Annotated in this window: 18 protein-coding genes; 9 read left to right on the top strand and 9 right to left on the bottom strand. The window is 64.4% G+C overall.

What is annotated here, in order from left to right:
• Window positions 1-71: 71 nt before the first annotated feature.
• The 5 genes from tsaB (at window position 72) to APH33_RS12280 (ending at window position 3,594) form a co-directional block, all read left to right on the top strand.
• Window positions 72-746, top strand: coding sequence for a tRNA (adenosine(37)-N6)-threonylcarbamoyltransferase complex dimerization subunit type 1 TsaB (tsaB, locus tag APH33_RS12300; protein ID WP_054885401.1), 675 nt, complete (start codon window positions 72-74; stop codon window positions 744-746).
• Between the two features lie 132 nt (window positions 747-878).
• Window positions 879-1,166, top strand: coding sequence for a hypothetical protein (locus APH33_RS12295; protein WP_054885400.1), 288 nt, complete (start codon window positions 879-881; stop codon window positions 1,164-1,166).
• Between the two features lie 3 nt (window positions 1,167-1,169).
• Window positions 1,170-2,039 (top strand): DUF72 domain-containing protein, encoded by an 870-nt coding sequence (locus APH33_RS12290; protein ID WP_054885399.1) that lies wholly within the window; start codon window positions 1,170-1,172, stop codon window positions 2,037-2,039.
• 28 nt (window positions 2,040-2,067) lie between these two features.
• On the top strand, window positions 2,068-2,898 hold the full coding sequence (locus tag APH33_RS12285; RefSeq protein WP_054885398.1) for an oxaloacetate decarboxylase: 831 nt from the start codon (window positions 2,068-2,070) through the stop codon (window positions 2,896-2,898).
• A 6-nt stretch (window positions 2,899-2,904) separates the two neighbouring features.
• Window positions 2,905-3,594: an extensin family protein gene (locus APH33_RS12280; RefSeq protein ID WP_054885397.1), complete on the top strand. Its 690-nt coding sequence runs from the start codon at window positions 2,905-2,907 to the stop codon at window positions 3,592-3,594.
• A gap of 2 nt (window positions 3,595-3,596) precedes the next feature.
• Here APH33_RS12280 and APH33_RS12275 read toward each other — a convergent pair whose 3' ends face one another.
• Window positions 3,597-4,217, bottom strand: a complete 621-nt coding sequence (locus tag APH33_RS12275; RefSeq protein WP_054885396.1) for a hypothetical protein — start codon at window positions 4,215-4,217, stop codon at window positions 3,597-3,599.
• Between the two features lie 103 nt (window positions 4,218-4,320).
• On the opposite strand from APH33_RS12275, the gene APH33_RS12270 reads away from it, so the two are divergent.
• Window positions 4,321-5,097, top strand: a complete 777-nt coding sequence (locus APH33_RS12270; RefSeq protein ID WP_054885395.1) for a class I SAM-dependent methyltransferase — start codon at window positions 4,321-4,323, stop codon at window positions 5,095-5,097.
• 118 nt (window positions 5,098-5,215) lie between these two features.
• On the opposite strand, the gene APH33_RS12265 is transcribed toward APH33_RS12270, so the two are convergent.
• Complete coding sequence (locus APH33_RS12265) at window positions 5,216-5,857, bottom strand: TetR/AcrR family transcriptional regulator (RefSeq protein ID WP_054885394.1); 642 nt, start codon at window positions 5,855-5,857, stop codon at window positions 5,216-5,218.
• A 169-nt stretch (window positions 5,858-6,026) separates the two neighbouring features.
• Here APH33_RS12265 and APH33_RS12260 point away from each other — a divergent pair, with 169 nt between their 5' ends.
• Complete coding sequence (locus APH33_RS12260) at window positions 6,027-7,127, top strand: efflux RND transporter periplasmic adaptor subunit (protein WP_054885393.1); 1,101 nt, start codon at window positions 6,027-6,029, stop codon at window positions 7,125-7,127.
• A 6-nt stretch (window positions 7,128-7,133) separates the two neighbouring features.
• Window positions 7,134-10,199 carry an efflux RND transporter permease subunit gene (locus APH33_RS12255; RefSeq protein ID WP_054885392.1) on the top strand — a complete coding sequence of 1,022 codons (3,066 nt, stop codon included), beginning with the start codon at window positions 7,134-7,136 and terminating at the stop codon, window positions 10,197-10,199.
• Between the two features lie 134 nt (window positions 10,200-10,333).
• Here APH33_RS12255 and APH33_RS12250 read toward each other — a convergent pair whose 3' ends face one another.
• The 4 genes from APH33_RS12250 to plsB all read right to left on the bottom strand — a co-directional run bounded on the left by APH33_RS12250 (window position 10,334) and on the right by plsB (window position 14,475).
• Entirely contained in the window at window positions 10,334-11,020 is a 687-nt protein-coding gene (locus tag APH33_RS12250) for a DUF4197 domain-containing protein (RefSeq protein WP_054885391.1), read from the bottom strand.
• 32 nt (window positions 11,021-11,052) lie between these two features.
• Window positions 11,053-11,451, bottom strand: coding sequence for a YbaY family lipoprotein (locus tag APH33_RS12245; RefSeq protein WP_054885390.1), 399 nt, complete (start codon window positions 11,449-11,451; stop codon window positions 11,053-11,055).
• A 72-nt stretch (window positions 11,452-11,523) separates the two neighbouring features.
• A complete protein-coding gene (locus APH33_RS12240) occupies window positions 11,524-11,910 on the bottom strand; it encodes a YbaY family lipoprotein (RefSeq protein WP_054885389.1) in 387 nt (128 codons plus the stop codon).
• Window positions 11,911-11,988: 78 nt separating this feature from the next.
• Window positions 11,989-14,475, bottom strand: a complete 2,487-nt coding sequence (gene plsB / locus APH33_RS12235; protein WP_054885388.1) for a glycerol-3-phosphate 1-O-acyltransferase PlsB — start codon at window positions 14,473-14,475, stop codon at window positions 11,989-11,991.
• Window positions 14,476-14,706: 231 nt separating this feature from the next.
• On the opposite strand from plsB, the gene APH33_RS12230 reads away from it, so the two are divergent.
• Entirely contained in the window at window positions 14,707-14,916 is a 210-nt protein-coding gene (locus APH33_RS12230; protein WP_003252255.1) for a cold-shock protein, read from the top strand.
• Between the two features lie 69 nt (window positions 14,917-14,985).
• Here the strand turns inward: APH33_RS12230 and APH33_RS12225 are convergent, their stop codons facing one another.
• The 3 genes from APH33_RS12225 to dapE are packed head-to-tail and all read right to left on the bottom strand — an operon-like array spanning window position 14,986 to window position 17,344.
• The gene (locus APH33_RS12225) at window positions 14,986-15,363 is read right to left on the bottom strand and encodes a hypothetical protein (protein WP_054885387.1); all 378 of its coding nucleotides are present in this window, start codon (window positions 15,361-15,363) and stop codon (window positions 14,986-14,988) included.
• Between the two features lie 17 nt (window positions 15,364-15,380).
• On the bottom strand, window positions 15,381-16,193 hold the full coding sequence (locus APH33_RS12220) for a putative RNA methyltransferase (protein ID WP_054885386.1): 813 nt from the start codon (window positions 16,191-16,193) through the stop codon (window positions 15,381-15,383).
• Entirely contained in the window at window positions 16,193-17,344 is a 1,152-nt protein-coding gene (gene dapE, locus APH33_RS12215; protein WP_054885385.1) for a succinyl-diaminopimelate desuccinylase, read from the bottom strand. The genes APH33_RS12220 and dapE overlap by 1 nt, the downstream gene beginning before the upstream one ends.
• Between the last annotated feature and the right edge of the window lie 99 nt (window positions 17,345-17,443).

Raw genomic sequence — 17,443 nt, 5'->3', positions numbered from 1 at the left:
GGCCGCTCCCACAGGGACCGCAGCTGCTCTATACTGCCGCTCTTTTCCCCTAGCACCTGGATACCTGTTCGATGACCACCCTGCTGGCCCTGGATACCGCCACCGAAGCCTGTTCCGTTGCGCTGCTGCATGACGGCAAGGTAACCAGCCATTACGAGGTGATCCCGCGCATGCATGCGCAGAAGCTGCTGCCGATGATCAAGCAGCTGCTGGCAGACTCCGGTGTGGCGCTGAATGCTCTGGATGCCATCGCCTTCGGCCGTGGCCCGGGCGCGTTCACCGGGGTGCGCATCGCCATCGGTGTGGTGCAGGGCCTGGCGTTTGCGCTGGAGCGCCCGGTGCTGCCGGTGTCCAACCTGGCCGCGCTGGCTCAGGGCGCGTTGCGCGAGCATGGCGTGCAGCAGGTGGCTGCGGCCATCGACGCGCGCATGGATGAAGTGTATTGGGGTTGCTACAAGGCCGAAGCCGGCGAGATGCGCCTGCAAGGGCTGGAAGCCGTGCTCCCGCCCGAGCGCGTAGCCGTGCCGGCAGGCAGCAGCGGTGACTGGTTCGGTGCCGGTACTGGCTGGAGCTATGCCGAACGCCTGGCGGTGCAGGCCAGCGCCACGAACGCTTCAGCTTTGCCAGGTGCCTTGGATATTCTCAGCCTGGCCAGCTTCGCCTGGGGCCGTGGCGAGGCAATCGCCGCCGAACAGGCGCAACCGGTTTACTTGCGCGATAATGTGGCTACGCCAAAGGCGCGCTGAGTGCTGTTCGTCGGTTATCGCGGTTGGCGATAAAACCTTTAGGCGCAATCTGTGGTCCAGTTATCACTCGAGCATTAGCGACGCAATCCTGATGCTGCTAGATTGCCATCATTGGTCCTGAGTGCTCACTCCATGCGTATCGACGGTTTTTCCTCGCAGTCCTACCCGATCAAGCGTGCGCCGCGCAAAGCAGCGGTGCGCGACGAGAGCGTCGATGATGCCGAGCTGATCGAGGAGAGCGAAGTCACTCAGGAGGCTGCTGCGCGTCGTCGTCCGGCGGGCTTGCCGGCTCGTCAGCAGGACATGGTGTTCCCCCGCGCCCGTGACCGGCGCACTGCTACCGCGTTGGCCAGTTACCTCAGCACGGCCGGTTTTACCGACTGGGACATGGAAGTACTGGGGCTCGACCTGTACATTTGACGGATGATTCCGTCACCTTTTCCTTATTTCGTAGGTTGCCCGTCCTGGAGCGAGAACGCCTGGCGCGAGTACCTGTATCCCGCCGACGCCACCACCCATGAAATGCTTGGCTACTACAGCCGGGTATTCAACGCCGTCGAGGGCAACACCACGTTCTATGCCCGGCCGGCACCCGGCACTGTCGCCCGCTGGGCGCAGGTCATGCCCGCGCACTTTCGTTTCACCGCCAAGTTCCCTGGTGATATCAGCCACGCAGGTGACCTGCGTGATCAGCTGGAGTCTGCCTTTGACTTCACCCGCCTGATGGCGCCATTGGGCCAGCGGGTCTCGCCGTACTGGCTGCAGTTGCCGCCCCTGTTCAGCCCCGCACGACTGGGCGAGCTGTGCCACTTCCTCGACGAGATCGCTGTGCCGGTGGCGGTGGAAGTGCGTCACCCGGCGTTTTTCGCCAAGGGCGAGGAAGAACGGCTGCTCAACCGCCTGCTCCACGAACGCGGCGTCGAGCGCATCTGCCTTGACCCCCGCGCCCTGTTCAGTTGCACCTCGCGTGACCCGGCAGTGCTGCATGCACAGTCGAAAAAGCCCAAGGTGCCACCGCGTCCCGCAGCCTTCAGCCAGTACCCGCAGGTGCGCTTCATCGGCCATCCGCAGCTTGAAGCCAACGACACGTTCCTCGCGCCCTGGGTAGACAAGGTCGCCGCCTGGATCGAGGAGGGGCGCAGTCCTTATGTGTTCCTGCATACGTCCGACAACCGTCTGGCTGCCGCGCTGGCCCAGCGTTTTCACCAACGACTGATGGCGCGTCTGCCAGGCTTGCCCGCATTACCTGAATTGCCGCGCGCCCCTGAGGTCGAACAACTGGGGCTACTCTGACCCTTCCCTGACCCCGGAGGTTGTGATCATGGATGTACAGACCCTGCGAGCCGAAGCCTTCAAGGCACTGCACGAGCGTGATGGCGCCTTCGTCATGCCCAACCCCTGGGACGCCGGCTCCGCCAAGCTGTTGGCAAGCCTCGGTTTCGAAGCGCTGGCTACCACCAGTGCCGGTCTGGCTTTCAGCCTCGGACGACCGGATGCCGAGGGTGCCTTGAGCCTGGATGAGACATTGGCTAACGCCGGGCTGATCGTCGATGCCACGCCCTTGCCGGTGGCTGCTGACTTGGAGAATGGCTTTGGCGACCTGCCGGAGGACTGCGCCCAGACCCTCCTGCGTGCTGCTGGGACGGGACTGGTCGGCGGTTCGATCGAAGATGCCAGCGGCCGGCCAGAGGCGCCAATATATGACTTCGAGCTGGCTGTAGCGAGGGTCCGAGCTGCGGTGCAGGCCGCGCGCAGCCTGCCATTCCCCTTCACCCTATGTGCCCGTGCGGAAAACCTGCTGCATGGGCGCATGGACCTTGACGATACCATCCTGCGCCTGCAGGCCTTTGCCGAGGCGGGTGCCGATGTGCTCTACGCGCCGGGATTGCGCAGTGTCGATGAGGTGCGAGCGGTGGTGCAGGCCGTGGCGCCGAAGCCAGTCAACGTGCTGATGGGGCTGGCGGGCGTGCCGTTGAGCGTCAACCAGCTGCAGGACTTGGGCGTGCGCCGTATCAGTGTCGGTTCATCGTTGGCCCGGGCAGCACTCGGCGCGTTGCAGCGTGCCGCCCTGGAGATTCGTGATCAGGGCACATTCAGTTACGGTGAGCAGGCCTTGCCGTTCGCCCAGCTCAACGACCTGTTCCGTCGCTGAGGCGCCATGCGCGCCGTGATGGTGCTATGCGGCCTGCTGTTGGTGATGGCGGGCCTGGCCTGGCAATTCGGCTGGCGCCTTGCGGACACCTGGAACCCGTGGGCGGCGCTGGATGTGCGCCAGCCGCCGAACTGGCTGACGAGTTACAAGCTGTCGCGGCTGCGCAACGACCCAGGCTTGTGCCGCCAGGCCCTGGAGACGTCCGGGCTGCATTACCGGGCGCAGGTCGACAGCCCGTCATCGGCCAGCTGCCCGCTGCAGAACGTGTGGCGTATCGAGCGAGGGGACGTTCGCTTGAGCAGCAGCTTTCTGGCCAGTTGCCCGTTGGCGGTCGCCTATGCGTTGTTCGAGCGGCATGGGCTGCAGCCTGCTGCGCAGGGGGTATTTGGCCAGCCTGTGGTGCAAGTGGATCACTTGGGCAGCTTTGCCTGCCGCAATGTCTACAACCGCAAGCAAGGGCGTCTGAGCCAGCACGCTACGGCCAACGCGTTGGATATCAGCGGCTTTCGTCTGCAAGACGGTCAGCGCGTCTTGCTGGCGCGGGACTGGCAGGCGGGCGGGCAGAAGGGTGAATTTCTGAGGCAGGTGCGGCAAGCGGCCTGCGACAGTTTCAACACCGTGCTGGGACCGGACTACAACGCGGCCCACCACAATCACTTTCATCTGGACATGGGGCGTTGGCAGGTCTGTCGCTGATCTCAGGCGTGGACGCGAACGTTGTTCAGCACTACCGGGCGCGCCCAGTGCATGTCGAACTCAAGGTCGTGCTGCTGCTTGGCCATGGTCGCTTCGTCGTACGGTTCTGGCGCAGGGTCGAGCAGGTTCACTTCGAATTCGGCGATCGGCAGGTGCAGCGGGCGCGGAGAAGGGCCCGGGCCTGGTTCGGGGAGCGGGTGGCCCTGGCTCATCACCACCGGGCGCAGCCAGCTGTTGCTGAGGTCGAGCTGGCGCTGTTGCTGGATCATCTCGGCGGCGCTGAACGGCTCGGGCGCCGGCGCCAGCAGGTTGGCCTGCAATTCCGCCTTGGGCAGGAACAGTGGCTCGGGCGGTGCGACGATGGTGTCCTGTACCGGGCAGGTGCGCTGGGTTTCGATCAGGGCCAGGGCCTTGGCCCCGCCGATCGGCTCGCCGCTGGCCTGGTCGTACTGGACCATGGCCTGGCTGACCCTGTCGGGTTCTTCCGCTTGCTGCTCGGCCATGGCGCGGGCAAAGAAATCCTGCCACAGGTGGCTTACGCCCCCGAGTGCCTGGGTATTCTGCCGACCGTAGTTGCCGACAGGCGACAAGTAGGTCAAGCCGATGGGAAGAGTATCTGTCATGGCAGTCGTGCGCGCTGTGCTCTGGCAGAATAGCGGAATATTGCCTGTATCGGCCGTGGCGGCCGATACATGAGGGGCAGGGTTCAATTTCTAGGTGTGAATGATGGAAGAGCAGGGCACAGGTATCCGGGTCGAGGCGCTGACGGCCGAGTTCGAGGCGCAAGCCGCACTATGGGCCGAGCGCCTGGCGCTGCCACTGCAGGATGATACGGCCGCGTTTGCTGTGCAGGTAGGCATGGATGGCTTGCAGATCCAGCAGTTGGGGCCGCAGGCTCCGGGGCCGGTGCGGGTGGACTTCGTCGAAGGCCAGGCCGCGCACCGGCGCCAGTTTGGCGGGGGCAACGGGCAGATGATTGCCAAGGCAGTGGGCATCGCCCAAGGTGTGCGGCCGCAGGTGCTGGATGCCACGGCGGGGCTGGGCAAGGATGCGTTCGTGCTGGCCAGCCTGGGTTGCCAGATGACCTTGATCGAACGCCAGCCGCTGATTGCCGCATTGCTGGAAGACGGCTTGGCGCGAGCCCGCGTGGATGAAGAAGTGGGGCCGATAGTCGGGCGCATGCGCCTGCTGACCGGCAACGCCATCGAGCGCATGCGCAGTTGGGAAGGCGAGGCGCCGCAGGTGATCTACCTTGACCCGATGTTCCCGCACCGTGACAAGAGCGCGCTGGTGAAGAAGGAAATGCGTGTGTTCCGGCCCTTGGTCGGTGATGACCTGGATGCCCCGGCCCTGCTCGAAGCCGCCCTGGCGCTGGCCAGCCACCGGGTGGTGGTGAAACGGCCGCGCAAGGCGCCGATCATTGATGGGCCGAAGCCGAGCCATAGCCTGGAAGGCAAATCGAGCCGGTATGACATCTACCCGAAGAAGGCCCTGAAAGCTTGATTACCTGCGCCGGCCTCTTCCCGGCTAAAGCCGCTCCCACAGGTATCGCACAGTTTTCAGAACCTGTGATATCCCTGTGGGAGCGGCTTTAGCCGCGAAGAGGCCAGCACAGGCTGACTCAGGCCTTGAACGCCCGGATAAACAATGCCACCACCTCGCGCACATGGGCCTCGGCCTCATCGCCCTCCAGCGGCCCGGCACAGCCCAGCAGCAAGCGGAAATCCGGCGCGCCCTTGACCAGGCTGAAGAAGTGCTCGGCCGCCTGCAACGGATTGGCAATCCGCAGCAGCCCGGACCCATCGATCTTGCGCAGGAGTGCCTCCATCCCCATCAGCAGCCGCTTCGGCCCGGCTTCATAGAAGTACGCGCCAAACCCCGGATCCTGGCTGCCCTGGGCCATGATCAGGCGGCAGAGCTTGACCGCCTCGTCGCTGCTGATCAGCGCCTGAAAGCTGCGACCGATAGTCAGCAACACTTCCTCCACCGCCGCCCCTTCGGGGTACTCGAAAAGCAAGTCAGGCAGCTGGTTCTGGCAGGTCGCCATGACTGCGGAGCCGAACAGCGTCTGCTTGTCGGTGAAATGGCTGTAGACCGTGAGTTTTGAAACACCTGCCGCCGCAGCGACCGCATCCATGCTGGTGTTGGCATAGCCAAGGCTGAGGAACAGGGCCTTGGCCGCTTCGAGGATGGCCTCGCGCTTGGCCAGGTCCTTGGGCCGGCCCGGGCCGTTGGGTGCGTCGTTGGACATTGGAATCCGCATTCGTTTGAGGGGGCGCCCATCTTACCGGCTCGGACGGCTCCCGGCTGCAGGTGGCGACCCTGGTTAATGTTGATTTTTCTTTCCGACGGCAGCTTCCCGGCCCCGGTTCCCTGATTTAATATACTCGCCAGTATAAATATTCGATGTGCACTTCGCGAAAGGATTCATCATGCTGCGTCATGCCTTTTCCCTCGTTCTGCCCGCCGCTGCCGCGCTGATGCTGGCCGCCTGCGGTCAGGAAGCCGCTCCACCCGCCGTGCCGCGCCCGGCCCTGGTGGTGCAGCCGCAGCCGGCCGAAGCCGCTGCCGACAGTTACCCCGGCGAAGTGCGTGCGCGCTTCGAGCCGGAGCTGGCCTTCCGCATCGGCGGCAAGGTCAGCAAGCGCCTGGTGGAGGAAGGGCAGCGGGTCAGGGCCGAGCAGCCGCTGGCCGAACTGGACCCACAGGACGTGCGCCTGCAGCTGGAAGCCAACCGTGCCCAGCTGGCGGCGGCCGAGGCCAACCTGGCGCTGGTGCGCACCGAGCGCGACCGCTACCAGAAGCTGCTCGACCGGCAAATGGTCAGCCATTCCCAGTACGACAACGCGGAAAACCTCTACCGCGCAGGCCTTGCCCGCCTGAAGCAGGCCAAGGCCGAATTCGACGTGGCCGGCAACCAGGCGGATTACGCCGTGCTGCGTGCACCGCAGGCCGGTGTCATCGCCAAACGTCAGGTTGAAGTCGGCCAGGTGGTCGCGGCTGGGCAGACCGTGTTCACGCTCGCCGCCGACGGTGAGCGTGAAGTTGCCATCGGCCTGCCGGAACAGCAGTTCTCCCGTTTTGCCGTGGGCCAGGCTGTCAGCGTCGAGTTGTGGTCGCACCCCAACGAACGCTTCCAGGGGCGCATTCGCGAGCTGTCACCTGCCGCTGACCCGCGTTCAAGGACCTTCGCCGCACGGATTGCCTTCACCTCGGCCAAGGTGCCGGCCGAACTCGGCCAGAGTGCGCGGGTATTCATTGCCCATGACGGGGTGATTCCGCTTGCCGTGCCGCTGTCGGCCGTCACCGCCGAGAACGGCCAGGCGTATGTCTGGCGCGTCAACAAGGAAAGCCGCCTGGAGCGCGCCGTGGTGCGCCTGGGGCCTTATGGCAGTGAAACCGTGCCGGTGCTCGAAGGCCTGGCGCCGGGCGACTGGGTGGTCGCTGCCGGTGGCCATGTGTTGCGCGAAGGGCAGGAGGTGCGGCCGGTGGACCGCACCAACCGTGTGGTGAACCTGACGGCCAAGGAGTAAGTCCCGATGGGTTTCAACCTTTCCGCATGGGCGTTGCGTAACCGCCAGATTGTGCTGTTCCTGATGTTTCTGCTGGCTGCCATTGGCGCCATGTCCTACACCAAGCTGGGGCAGAGTGAAGACCCGCCGTTCACCTTCAAGGCCATGGTCATTCGTACCCTGTGGCCGGGCGCCACAGCCGAGGAGGTCTCGCGCCAGGTCACCGAGCGCATCGAGAAGAAGCTGATGGAGACTGGTGAGTACGAGAGGATCGTCTCGTTCTCGCGCCCGGGTGAGTCGCAGGTGACCTTCATGGCCCGCGACTCGCTGCACTCCAAGGACATTCCCGAGCTGTGGTACCAGATTCGCAAGAAGGTGGCTGACATCCGCCACACCTTGCCGCCGGAAATCCAGGGCCCGTTCTTCAACGACGAGTTCGGTACCACCTTCGGCAATATCTACGCGCTGACTGGCGCCGGCTTCGACTATGCGGTGCTCAAGGACTACGCCGACCGCATCCAGATCCAGCTGCAGCGGGTCAGGGACGTGGGCAAGGTCGAGCTGATCGGCCTGCAGGACGAAAAGGTCTGGATCGAGCTGTCCAACCTCAAGCTGGCTACCCTGGGCGTACCACTGGAGGCCGTGCAGCAAGCCTTGCGCGAGCAGAACGCGGTCAGTACCGCGGGCTTTTTCGAGACCTCCAGTGAACGCTTGCAACTGCGGGTGAGCGGTCACTTCGACAGCGTTGACCACATCCGCCAGTTCCCCATCCGGGTCGGCGACCGCACCTTCCGCATTGGCGACGTGGCCGACGTGCACCGTGGCTTCAACGACCCACCCGCACCGCGCATGCGCTTCATGGGCGAGGACGCCATTGGCCTGGCGGTGTCGATGAAGGATGGCGGCGACATTCTGGTACTCGGCAAGGCACTCGAAGACGAGTTCGAACGCCTGGCGCGCAACCTGCCGGCGGGCATGGAGCTGCGCAAGGTCTCCGACCAGCCGGCGGCAGTCAAGGCCGGGGTAGGCGAGTTCGTCCAGGTGCTGGTCGAGGCGTTGGTGATCGTGCTGCTGGTGAGTTTCTTCTCCCTCGGCCTGCGCACCGGCCTGGTGGTGGCTTTGGCCATTCCGCTGGTGCTGGCCATGACGTTCGCCAGCATGCACTACTTCGGCATCGGCCTGCACAAGATCTCGCTCGGCGCGCTGGTGCTGGCGCTGGGCCTGCTGGTGGACGACGCGATCATCGCCGTGGAGATGATGGCGATCAAGATGGAGCAGGGCTACGACCGCCTCAAGGCCGCCAGCTACGCCTGGACCAGCACGGCGTTCCCAATGCTCACCGGTACGCTGATCACGGCTGCGGGCTTCCTGCCGATCGCCACGGCGGCTTCGAGCACTGGCGAATATACCCGCTCGATTTTCCAGGTGGTGACCATCGCGCTGTTGACCTCGTGGGTCGCGGCGGTGGTCTTCGTGCCTTACCTGGGCGAACGGCTGCTACCGGACCTGGCCAAGCTGCATGCTGCCCGCCATGGCAACGGCGCGCACGCGCAGGACCCTTACGGCACGCCGTTCTACCAGCGCGTACGGCGTGTGGTGGAGTGGTGCGTACGGCGGCGCAAGACGGTGATCCTGCTGACCATCGCCGCCTTTGTCGGCAGCATTGTGCTGTTCCGTTTCGTGCCGCAGCAGTTCTTCCCGGCTTCAGGGCGACCGGAGCTGATGGTCGACCTGAAGCTCGCCGAAGGCGCCTCGCTGGCCAATACCGCCGAGCGGGTCAAGCAACTGGAAGCGCTGCTCAAGCAGCAGGACGGCATCGACAATTACGTCGCCTACGTGGGCACCGGTTCGCCACGCTTCTACCTGCCGCTGGACCAGCAGCTGCCGGCCGCCAGCTTCGCCCAGTTCGTAGTGCTGGCCAGGTCGATGGAAGACCGCGAGCGCCTGCGCAGCTGGTTGATCGGCACCGTCGACCAGCAGTTCCCCGACCTTCGTGCTCGCGTCACGCGCCTGGAGAACGGCCCGCCCGTGGGCTACCCGGTGCAGTTCCGGGTCACCGGCGAGCATATCGAGAAGGCCCGTGCCCTGGCCCGCGAGGTGGCCGACAAGGTGCGCGAGAACCCGCATGTGGTCAACGTGCACCTGGACTGGGAGGAGCCGAGCAAGGCGGTGTTCCTGGAGATAGACCAGGACCGCGCCCGCGCCCTCGGCGTAAGCACTGCGCAGCTGTCGAGCTTCTTGCAGAGCTCGCTGACCGGCACCACGGTCAGCCAGTACCGCGAGGACAACGAACTGATCGAGATCCTCTTGCGCGGCACCCAGCAGGAGCGTGGCGAACTGGGCAGCCTCGGCAGCCTGGCGCTGCCCACCAGCAATGGCCAGAGCGTGGCGCTGTCGCAGGTGGCGACCTTGGAGTATGGCTTCGAGGAGGGCATCATCTGGCACCGCAACCGCCTGCCGACGGTGACCGTGCGTGCCGACATCTACGACAAGGAGCAGCCGGCGACGCTGGTGAAGCAGATCCTGCCGACCTTGCAGGAGATCAAGGCCAAGCTGCCGGATGGCTACCTGCTGGAAGTGGGCGGCACGGTGGAAGATTCCGAGCGCGGGCAGAAGTCGGTGAACGCCGGCATGCCACTGTTCATCGTAGTGGTGCTGAGCCTGTTGATGATCCAGCTGCGCAGCTTCTCGCGCACGGTGATGGTGTTCCTCACCGCGCCGTTGGGGCTGATCGGCGTGACCTTGTTCCTGCTGGTGTTCCGCCAGCCCTTCGGCTTTGTCGCCATGCTTGGCACCATTGCCTTGGCGGGGATGATCATGCGCAACTCGGTGATCCTGGTGGACCAGATCGAGCAGGATATCGCTTCCGGGCTGGACCGCTGGCAGGCGATCATCGAGGCCACGGTGCGGCGCTTCCGGCCGATCGTGCTGACCGCGCTGGCGGCGGTGCTGGCGATGATTCCGTTGTCGCGGAGTGTGTTCTACGGGCCGATGGCGGTGGCGATCATGGGCGGGTTGATCGTGGCCACGGCATTGACTTTGCTGTTCTTGCCGGCGTTGTATGCGGCGTGGTTCAGGGTGAAGAAAGGCTGAACATTGCAGGGGAGGGCTTCGCCCTCCATTCGCGACACAAGGCCGCTCCTACAGGTGATCGCGTTTCCCTGTAGGAGCGGCCTTGCCGGGACGCCGGACCGGTCGGAAAGGGCTGCAAAGCAGCCCCAGAGGCCTCAGAGCGCGCCGAAGACCTTCTTGGCCAGGCTGGTGGCTGCCTGTGCCGGGTTCTGGCGAATGCTTTCTTCCTGCTTGGCAATCATCTCGAACAGGCCATCCAGCGCCTTCTCGGTCACGTAGTTCTCGATATTGGCGTCATCCTTGATCAACCCCAGGCCCTTGGCCTGACCGGCAAATGCATTGTACTGCTGGGCGACACCGACCTTGTCGGTAGCCTGCTTGACGATCGGCAGGAACTTGGCTCGGATCTGCTCGCGGCTGCTCTTGTTCAGGTATTGGGTGGCCGAATCCTGACCACCGCTGAGGATGCCCTTGGCATCGGTCACGGTCATCTTCTTCACGGCATCCACCAGAATCGCCTGAGCCTGCGGCACGGCAGCTTCGGCGGCCTTGTTCATGCTGGTTTCCAGGGCATCGACCTGGTCACCCTTGCCGAACATCTTCATGGCCTTGGCAGCTTTGCCGAGGTTGCCCGGCAGCTCGATGCGCACATCGGGGTTGTTGCTGAAACCACCTGGCGTGCTCAACTGCTTGACGGCAATTTGCGCACCCTGGGTGAGGGCGTCCTTTAGGCCGCCGGTGGCGTCGGACTGGCTCAGGTCGCCAAGCGACAGAGCCAGGGCGCTGGCCGACAGCAGCAGGCCGGCGCACAGGGTAGAGAAGCGCAGGGAGGCGCGAATCATGGTTATTTCCTTATCGATGAAGTGGGGCGGGCTCAGCGCACCGGGTCGACTTTGACCCGTACCGGCTGCTGGTCGCTGCCGTCGAGTGCGACGCCGTGGTGTTCGGTGTTGATGAACAGCAGCTTGCCGTCCAGCTCGATCCGCGCGCTGACCGCATAGCGGTGGCCGGGCTTGACCTGGGCCGGGTCGTAGATGAGGTGGAACGGCAGCGGCACGTTGCCTTTGACCGGGCCGGCCTGGCGGGCCAGGGTCACGGCGGGGGCGTCCATCAGCGAAACGTCCTGCAACTCGACGCTCAAGGTGGCGGCAGGCGGCAGGGCGATGCGCTGCAGGTAGAAGACTTCGCCATCCAGGCTAGCCTGGGTGGAAGGGGTATGGCTGGAACAGGCTGCGAGCAGGGATGCGCAACACAGCATAAAGAGCTTTTTCATGGAATCTCCGGTGTCCTTGAAGTTGGCTTGTGGCCAACCTCAGGGACTTTAGCGGATTTCCTGCCTGCATGGTCAATCCATGCGGTCATTGCCCTCACGTGGGGGCTGGACGCAGATCTCAATGTCCTGGACTTTGTCGACCGTAACGCGTTGCGCGGTGAGGGCGGTATTCGGTTCGACGAAATGCGCCTGGGTATTGATGTACAGCAATGTGTCACCCGCCTGGATGCGTGCGGCTAATGCATAGCTGTGCGCGGGGCTGATCTGACTCATGTCGAAAGGCAGTTGCATGTTGATTGGCATCACGCCGCCACACCGCAACTGCAATTTGGCAATGCTGACAGAAGGGGCATCTGCCAGCGAAACGTCTTCCAGGCTCAGTTCTACCAGGCCGGAAGGGGGAAGCTGGTTGCTACCGCTAGACACTATTTCAACGTCAAACCATTTCAGTTGTGCCATCTAGAGACTCCTTGAGATTAGTACAGGGCCAGCACGCGGATACTGAACCTCCCTCAAGAAGCCATTCAGAGCGAAAATCTACCCTTGGACGATATCTGCCGGTTCGTCACGGTGCAGCGCCACCTGGCGAATCGACAGGCGCAACTCTGCCGACAGCACCCGCTTGGCCACACCTTCTGCCAGTTCGCCGAGCCTGTCGTGATAACCCAGCTTGCCGTTGCCATCGGGGCGTAGCACACCTTGTTCGAGCAGGGTCTGGATGAAGTGGCGGAACAAGGTTTTGTCGAAGAACTCCGGCGCATTCAGGCCATGCAGGATCGACAGGCGCTGGGCCATCATCACGCACAGGTCTTCCAGCTCTTCGGCGTTCAAGGTGTTCTGACCGCTGTTGAGCAGCAGCGAAGTGGCCATGTAGAAGCGCTGCAACGTCTGGGTAATGGTGCGGGCGAGCAGGGTCAGCAGCACGAACAGGCGTGAGCTCGGCGCCGGGCGCAGGTACAGGTCGTTCTCCTGGCGCAGCAGGCCTTGCTCGACCAGCGCTGCCAGCCACTGGTCGATCACCTCGTCCAGTTGCTCCGGGCTCCAGCGCAGGAACAGCTCGGCCTGCAGGTACGGGTACAGCGCATGCACGTACTGGCCGAGCAATTCGCGGCTCATGCGCGAGCTGCTGAGGAAGAAGCTCGCCAGCAGCGCGGGCAGGGCGAAGATGTGCAGGACATTGTTGCGGTAATAGGTCATCAACACCGCGTTGGCTTCATCCAGGTACAGGATGCGGCCCAGGGCGTCCTTCTGCTCCGCCAGCAGGTTCATGCCGCGTACGTGCTCGATCAGCGCCTGGCCGTCGCCTTCGGGCAGGGTAGTATGCGCGGAGTAGGGCACCCGGCGCAGCAAGGCCAGGTACAGGTCGAGCACACGGGCCAGGGCACGCTCGTCCAGCGCCAGGCGGCTGGTAGAGAGCAAGGCCAGGGCTACCAGGTTGACCGGGTTGACCGCTGCCGCCTCGTTGAGGTGACGGGCTACGGTTTCGCCCAGGCGGGTGGTGGTTTCGTTCAGCCAGGCCGGGCGGAACTGTGGTCCCAGTTCCTGCTCGCGCCAGCCGGGCTGCTGCTCATCGAGGAAGCCGGCCAGGCGGATGGGTTCGCCAAAGTTGACGTAGACCTGGCCGAAGCGCTGCTTCAATGCGCCGAAGACCTTGAAAATGTCGAAGATCGACTCCTTCTTCTTGCTCGCGCCACGCAGTTCGCCGAGGTAGGTACGGCCTTCGAGCACCCGCTCGTAGCCGATATACACCGGCACGAAGACGATCGGTGTGCGCGAAGAGCGCAGGAAGCTGCGCAGGGTGATTGCCAGCATCCCGGTACGCGGCTGCAGCATGCGCCCGGTGCGCGAACGGCCACCTTCGACGAAGTATTCGACCGGGAAACCCTTGGTGAACAAAGTGTGCAGGTATTCATTGAACACCGCGGTGTACAGCGGGTTGCCCTTGAACGTGCGGCGCATGAAGAAGGCCCCGCCGCGGCGCAGCAGGCCACCAATCACCGGCATGTTGAGGTTGATGCCGGCGGCGATGTGCGGCGGCGTCAGGCCATTGCGGAACAGCAGGTACGACAGCAGCAGGTAATCGATGTGGCTACGATGGCAGGGTACGTAGATCACTTCGTGCCCTGGGGCGATGCCTTGTACCTGCTCGATGTGGTTGACCTTGATGCCGTCGTAGATCTTGTTCCAGAACCAGCTCAGCACCACTTCCAGGAAGCGGATCGCAGTATAGGTGTAGTCCGAAGCGATCTCGTTGCCGTAGCGCAGCGCCTGGGCTTCGGCCTTGGCCATGGGCATGTTCTCGCGCTGGGCTTCGTCGGCGATGGCCTGGCGGACCAGGGGCGCATGCACCAGGCCCTTGACCAGGTTGCGACGGTGCGAGAGGTCGGGGCCGATTACGGCGGTCTTGAGGTTGCGAAAGTGCACGCGCATCAGGCGCTGGGCCATGCGCACGGTACGCTCGTGCCCCTTGTTGTGCTGCACCAGTTCGCGCAGGTGGATCGGCGCGGAGAACTGCACGCGGGTCTTGCGCCCCAGGATCAACACGGTCAACAGCCGGCGCAGGCGCCCGGTCACGGCCCAGCTGTCGGCGAACAGCAATTTCCACGGGCTGTTCTCGCTGGCCGGCGTCTGCCCCCAGAACACGCTGACCGGAATGATCTGTGCGTCTTCCTCGGCGTGCTGGCTGATGGCGGCGACCAGGCGCTCCAGGGTCGGCGGTGCGCCGCGCTTGTCGTGGCGGCCGAGCCAGTCCGGGTCCGGCGTCAGGTAGAAGAACGCGGCAGGTTCCTGCAGCGAGCCGACGGCCACCGGTAGCACCGGGCGCGGCAGCCCCGCTTTGGTGCATTCACGGTCGAGCACCACCAGGTCGGTGAGCGATGGTGACGGCAGGGCGTAGAACACCGGGCGGCTGCGGTCGAGCTTGAGGGTCAGGGACGACTGGTTGATGGTCTCGGAGCGCACCCACAGGTACATCAGGCGACGCAGGGCGCCGAAGATCAGGCGGCGCAGGGGGGAACGGGTCATGGGGTGAGTGCCCTGGGAATGAATTTCAGAGAATGGACAGTCGTTTAGTCTGCCGTATCGGCGCAAGTTCAGCAAAATTCGGTAAATAGCGCGACGGTCATGAAAATTTTTTGTTCTGTGTCATATACTCGGCCTGCCACTTGCAGGATATTTCGGCAAGCGGCGTCGACATAGGGAGGACACCCTGTGTCTACAAGGCGATCTTCACAATAAAAATCCGGAGTAGTTCAGATGTCGTCTCGTGAGACTGGGAATGTTAAGTGGTTCAACGATGCCAAAGGTTATGGCTTCATTCAGCGCGAAGGTGGTGCGGATGTATTCGTCCACTATCGGGCGATCCGCGGTGAGGGGCATCGTACCCTGGTCGAAGGGCAGCGGGTGGAATACGCCTGCGTGCAGGGCCAGAAAGGCCTGCAAGCCGAAGACGTAGTCGGGCTCTGAGCCTCTAGCTGTAGGCTTCAAGCTGCAAGCGACCGTGTGCTTGCAGCCTGATGCAACCTTTCTTGCAGCTCAAGAAGTACGCCAGGTGATTTCCTCTTCACCGTCGGCGCTGATGCGGACCCAGCGATCGGCATCGTCCTCACCATCTTCCTCGACCCAGCCACCCGGCGCGCAACGCACCTCGACGTTCAGCGCGGCGAACGCGGCGCGGGCGCAGGCAACGTCATCGGCCCATGGGGTCTGGTCGCTTTCCAGGTAGAGGCTGTTCCATTTCCCTACAGCCTTGGGTAACCAGGTGACCGGAATGTTACCGGCCTGGCACTTGAAGGTCTGACCTTTCTGCTTCCATTCGCTGCATGGGCCGATTGCCTGGCTGAGCCATTCGGCAATCTGCTTGTGGTCGACGTCGGCGTCCTTCAGGTAGATCTCGATATCGGGTTGGCGCATAAGGGCTCCGGGTGTGCTCAGTGTTGGCGCACGAAAAAGTCATAACGCATGGAAACCGTCACCTCGAACGGCTCGGGCTGGTCGATCACCCGGGCGCGCTTTTCGGCGCTGGCGCGCCAGCCGTGCGGGGTCATCGCCAGCAGGTCGGCACGGGCCTTGGGTTGGACCAGGCTCAGGCGGAACTCGAGGGTTTCGCTGTGGGCGTGGGCCATGCCTTCGGGCACCAGGGCCAGGTGCTTGTCGTCGGCGTAGGGGCGCACTTCATCGTAGAGCACTTCGCGCAGCTCCATGAGGTGGCCGCTGGTCGGGCCCACGCGCATCAGGCCGCCACCGGGGCTGAGCAGGCGCTTGGCCTCGTCCCAGTCCAGCGGGCTGAACACGCTGGCGATGAACTGGCAGCTGGCATCGGCCAGCGGCACGCGAGCCATGCTGGCGACCATCCAGGTCACCTCGGGCGCACGGCGGCAGGCACGCTTGACCGCCTCGCGGGAGATGTCCAGGGCATAGCCATCGGCGCTCGGCAGGGCCTGGGCGATCTGCGCGGTGTAGTAACCCTCCCCGCAACCGATGTCCAGCCAGGCGCCGGGTTGGCGCTCGGCGGCAAGCTCGGCCAGGCGCTGGGCCACCGGGGCATAGTGGCCGCCGTCGAGGAAGTCGCGACGGGCTTCGACCATGGCCTGGTTGTCACCTGGGTCACGGCTGTTCTTGTGCTGCACCGGCAGCAGGTTCAGGTAACCCTGGCGGGCGCGGTCGAAGCGGTGGCCGGCCGGGCACACCACGCCGTTGTCGAGCCGCGACAAGGCTGCCTGGCAGAGGGGGCAGGCGAGCATCAGGCGAGCAACCGGACCAGGGTCTGGTAGTAGATTTCGGTCAGCAGGTCGAGGTCGCTGGCCAGGATCCGCTCGTCGACCTGGTGGATGGTGGCGTTGACCGGGCCGAGTTCGACTACTTGGGTGCCCATGGTGGCAATGAAGCGGCCATCGGAGGTGCCGCCGCTGGTCGACGGTTGGGTGTCGCGGCCAGTGACGCCCTTGATGCTGGCCGACACCGCGTCGAGCAGTTCGCCCGGCTCGGTGAGGAACGGCAGGCCCGACAGCGCCCAGTCGACCGACCAGTCCAGCTCGTGCTTGTCGAGGATCGCCGAAACCCGTGCCTGCAGCCCTTCGACGGTCGACTCGGTGGAGAAGCGGAAGTTGAACAGTGCGGTCAGCTCACCCGGGACCACATTGGTGGCGCCGGTGCCGGCGTTGAGGTTGGAGATCTGGAAGCTGGTCGGCGGGAAGAACGCGTTGCCTTCATCCCAGTGCTCGGCTGCCAGTTCCGCCAAGGCCGGGGCGGCCAGGTGGATCGGGTTGCGAGCCAGGTGCGGGTAGGCCACATGGCCTTGCTTGCCGCGCACGGTCAGCTTGGCACCGAGCGAGCCGCGACGGCCGTTCTTGACCACGTCACCGAGCAGGGTGGTGCTCGATGGCTCGCCGACGATGCACCAGTCCAGGCGCTCGTTGCGTGCCTTCAGGCGCTCGACCACGGCCTTGGTGCCGTGGTGCGCCGGGCCCTCCTCGTCGCTGGTGATCAGGAAGGCGACCTTGCCCCGGTGGTTCGGGTAGTCCTGCACGAAGCGCTCGCTGGCAATCACCATCGAGGCCAGGCTGCCTTTCATGTCGGCGGCGCCGCGGCCGCAGAGCATGCCGTCGGCGTCGATCAGCGCCTCGAATGGCTCATGTTGCCACTGCTGCACCGGGCCGGTGGGGACCACGTCGGTATGGCCGGCAAAGCACAGCACCGGGCCATCCTGGGTACCGTGGGTAGCCCAGAAGTTATCGACGTCTTCGAAACGCATCGGCTCCAGCTGGAAGCCCACGGCGCCCAGGCGGTTCATCATCTGCGCCTGGCAGTCGGCGTCGACGGGGGTGACCGAGGGGCGACGGATCAGGTCGCAGGCCAGTTGAAGGGTGGGCGAGAGCTCGGCAGGGGCCGTCATGGGGGACTCCGGGGCAAGGCGAGGCGGGGAAATCTGAGGGGCGTTATCTTATATCAAACCGTCAGGCCAATGGAGCCGCTTTGCGGCCCTTTCGCGACA

The organism is Pseudomonas sp. NBRC 111130 (assembly GCF_001320485.1).
Classification (GTDB): domain Bacteria; phylum Pseudomonadota; class Gammaproteobacteria; order Pseudomonadales; family Pseudomonadaceae; genus Aquipseudomonas; species Aquipseudomonas vlassakiae.
The sequence above is the reverse complement of the archived record's forward strand: the minus strand, read 5'-3'. Positions and strand labels throughout refer to the sequence as shown.

Bases quoted from the DNA above. Each gene is read 5' to 3' on its own strand.
- tsaB (WP_054885401.1), top strand. From the start codon at position 72: ATGACCACCCTGCTGGCCCTGGATACCGCCACCGAAGCCTGTTCCGTT.
- APH33_RS12295 (WP_054885400.1), top strand. From the start codon at position 879: ATGCGTATCGACGGTTTTTCCTCGCAGTCCTACCCGATCAAGCGTGCG.
- APH33_RS12290 (WP_054885399.1), top strand. From the start codon at position 1,170: ATGATTCCGTCACCTTTTCCTTATTTCGTAGGTTGCCCGTCCTGGAGC.
- APH33_RS12285 (WP_054885398.1), top strand. From the start codon at position 2,068: ATGGATGTACAGACCCTGCGAGCCGAAGCCTTCAAGGCACTGCACGAG.
- APH33_RS12280 (WP_054885397.1), top strand. From the start codon at position 2,905: ATGCGCGCCGTGATGGTGCTATGCGGCCTGCTGTTGGTGATGGCGGGC.
- APH33_RS12275 (WP_054885396.1), bottom strand. From the start codon at position 4,217: ATGACAGATACTCTTCCCATCGGCTTGACCTACTTGTCGCCTGTCGGC.
- APH33_RS12270 (WP_054885395.1), top strand. From the start codon at position 4,321: ATGGAAGAGCAGGGCACAGGTATCCGGGTCGAGGCGCTGACGGCCGAG.
- APH33_RS12265 (WP_054885394.1), bottom strand. From the start codon at position 5,857: ATGCGGATTCCAATGTCCAACGACGCACCCAACGGCCCGGGCCGGCCC.
- APH33_RS12260 (WP_054885393.1), top strand. From the start codon at position 6,027: ATGCTGCGTCATGCCTTTTCCCTCGTTCTGCCCGCCGCTGCCGCGCTG.
- APH33_RS12255 (WP_054885392.1), top strand. From the start codon at position 7,134: ATGGGTTTCAACCTTTCCGCATGGGCGTTGCGTAACCGCCAGATTGTG.
- APH33_RS12250 (WP_054885391.1), bottom strand. From the start codon at position 11,020: ATGATTCGCGCCTCCCTGCGCTTCTCTACCCTGTGCGCCGGCCTGCTG.
- APH33_RS12245 (WP_054885390.1), bottom strand. From the start codon at position 11,451: ATGAAAAAGCTCTTTATGCTGTGTTGCGCATCCCTGCTCGCAGCCTGT.
- APH33_RS12240 (WP_054885389.1), bottom strand. From the start codon at position 11,910: ATGGCACAACTGAAATGGTTTGACGTTGAAATAGTGTCTAGCGGTAGC.
- plsB (WP_054885388.1), bottom strand. From the start codon at position 14,475: ATGACCCGTTCCCCCCTGCGCCGCCTGATCTTCGGCGCCCTGCGTCGC.
- APH33_RS12230 (WP_003252255.1), top strand. From the start codon at position 14,707: ATGTCGTCTCGTGAGACTGGGAATGTTAAGTGGTTCAACGATGCCAAA.
- APH33_RS12225 (WP_054885387.1), bottom strand. From the start codon at position 15,363: ATGCGCCAACCCGATATCGAGATCTACCTGAAGGACGCCGACGTCGAC.
- APH33_RS12220 (WP_054885386.1), bottom strand. From the start codon at position 16,193: ATGCTCGCCTGCCCCCTCTGCCAGGCAGCCTTGTCGCGGCTCGACAAC.
- dapE (WP_054885385.1), bottom strand. From the start codon at position 17,344: ATGACGGCCCCTGCCGAGCTCTCGCCCACCCTTCAACTGGCCTGCGAC.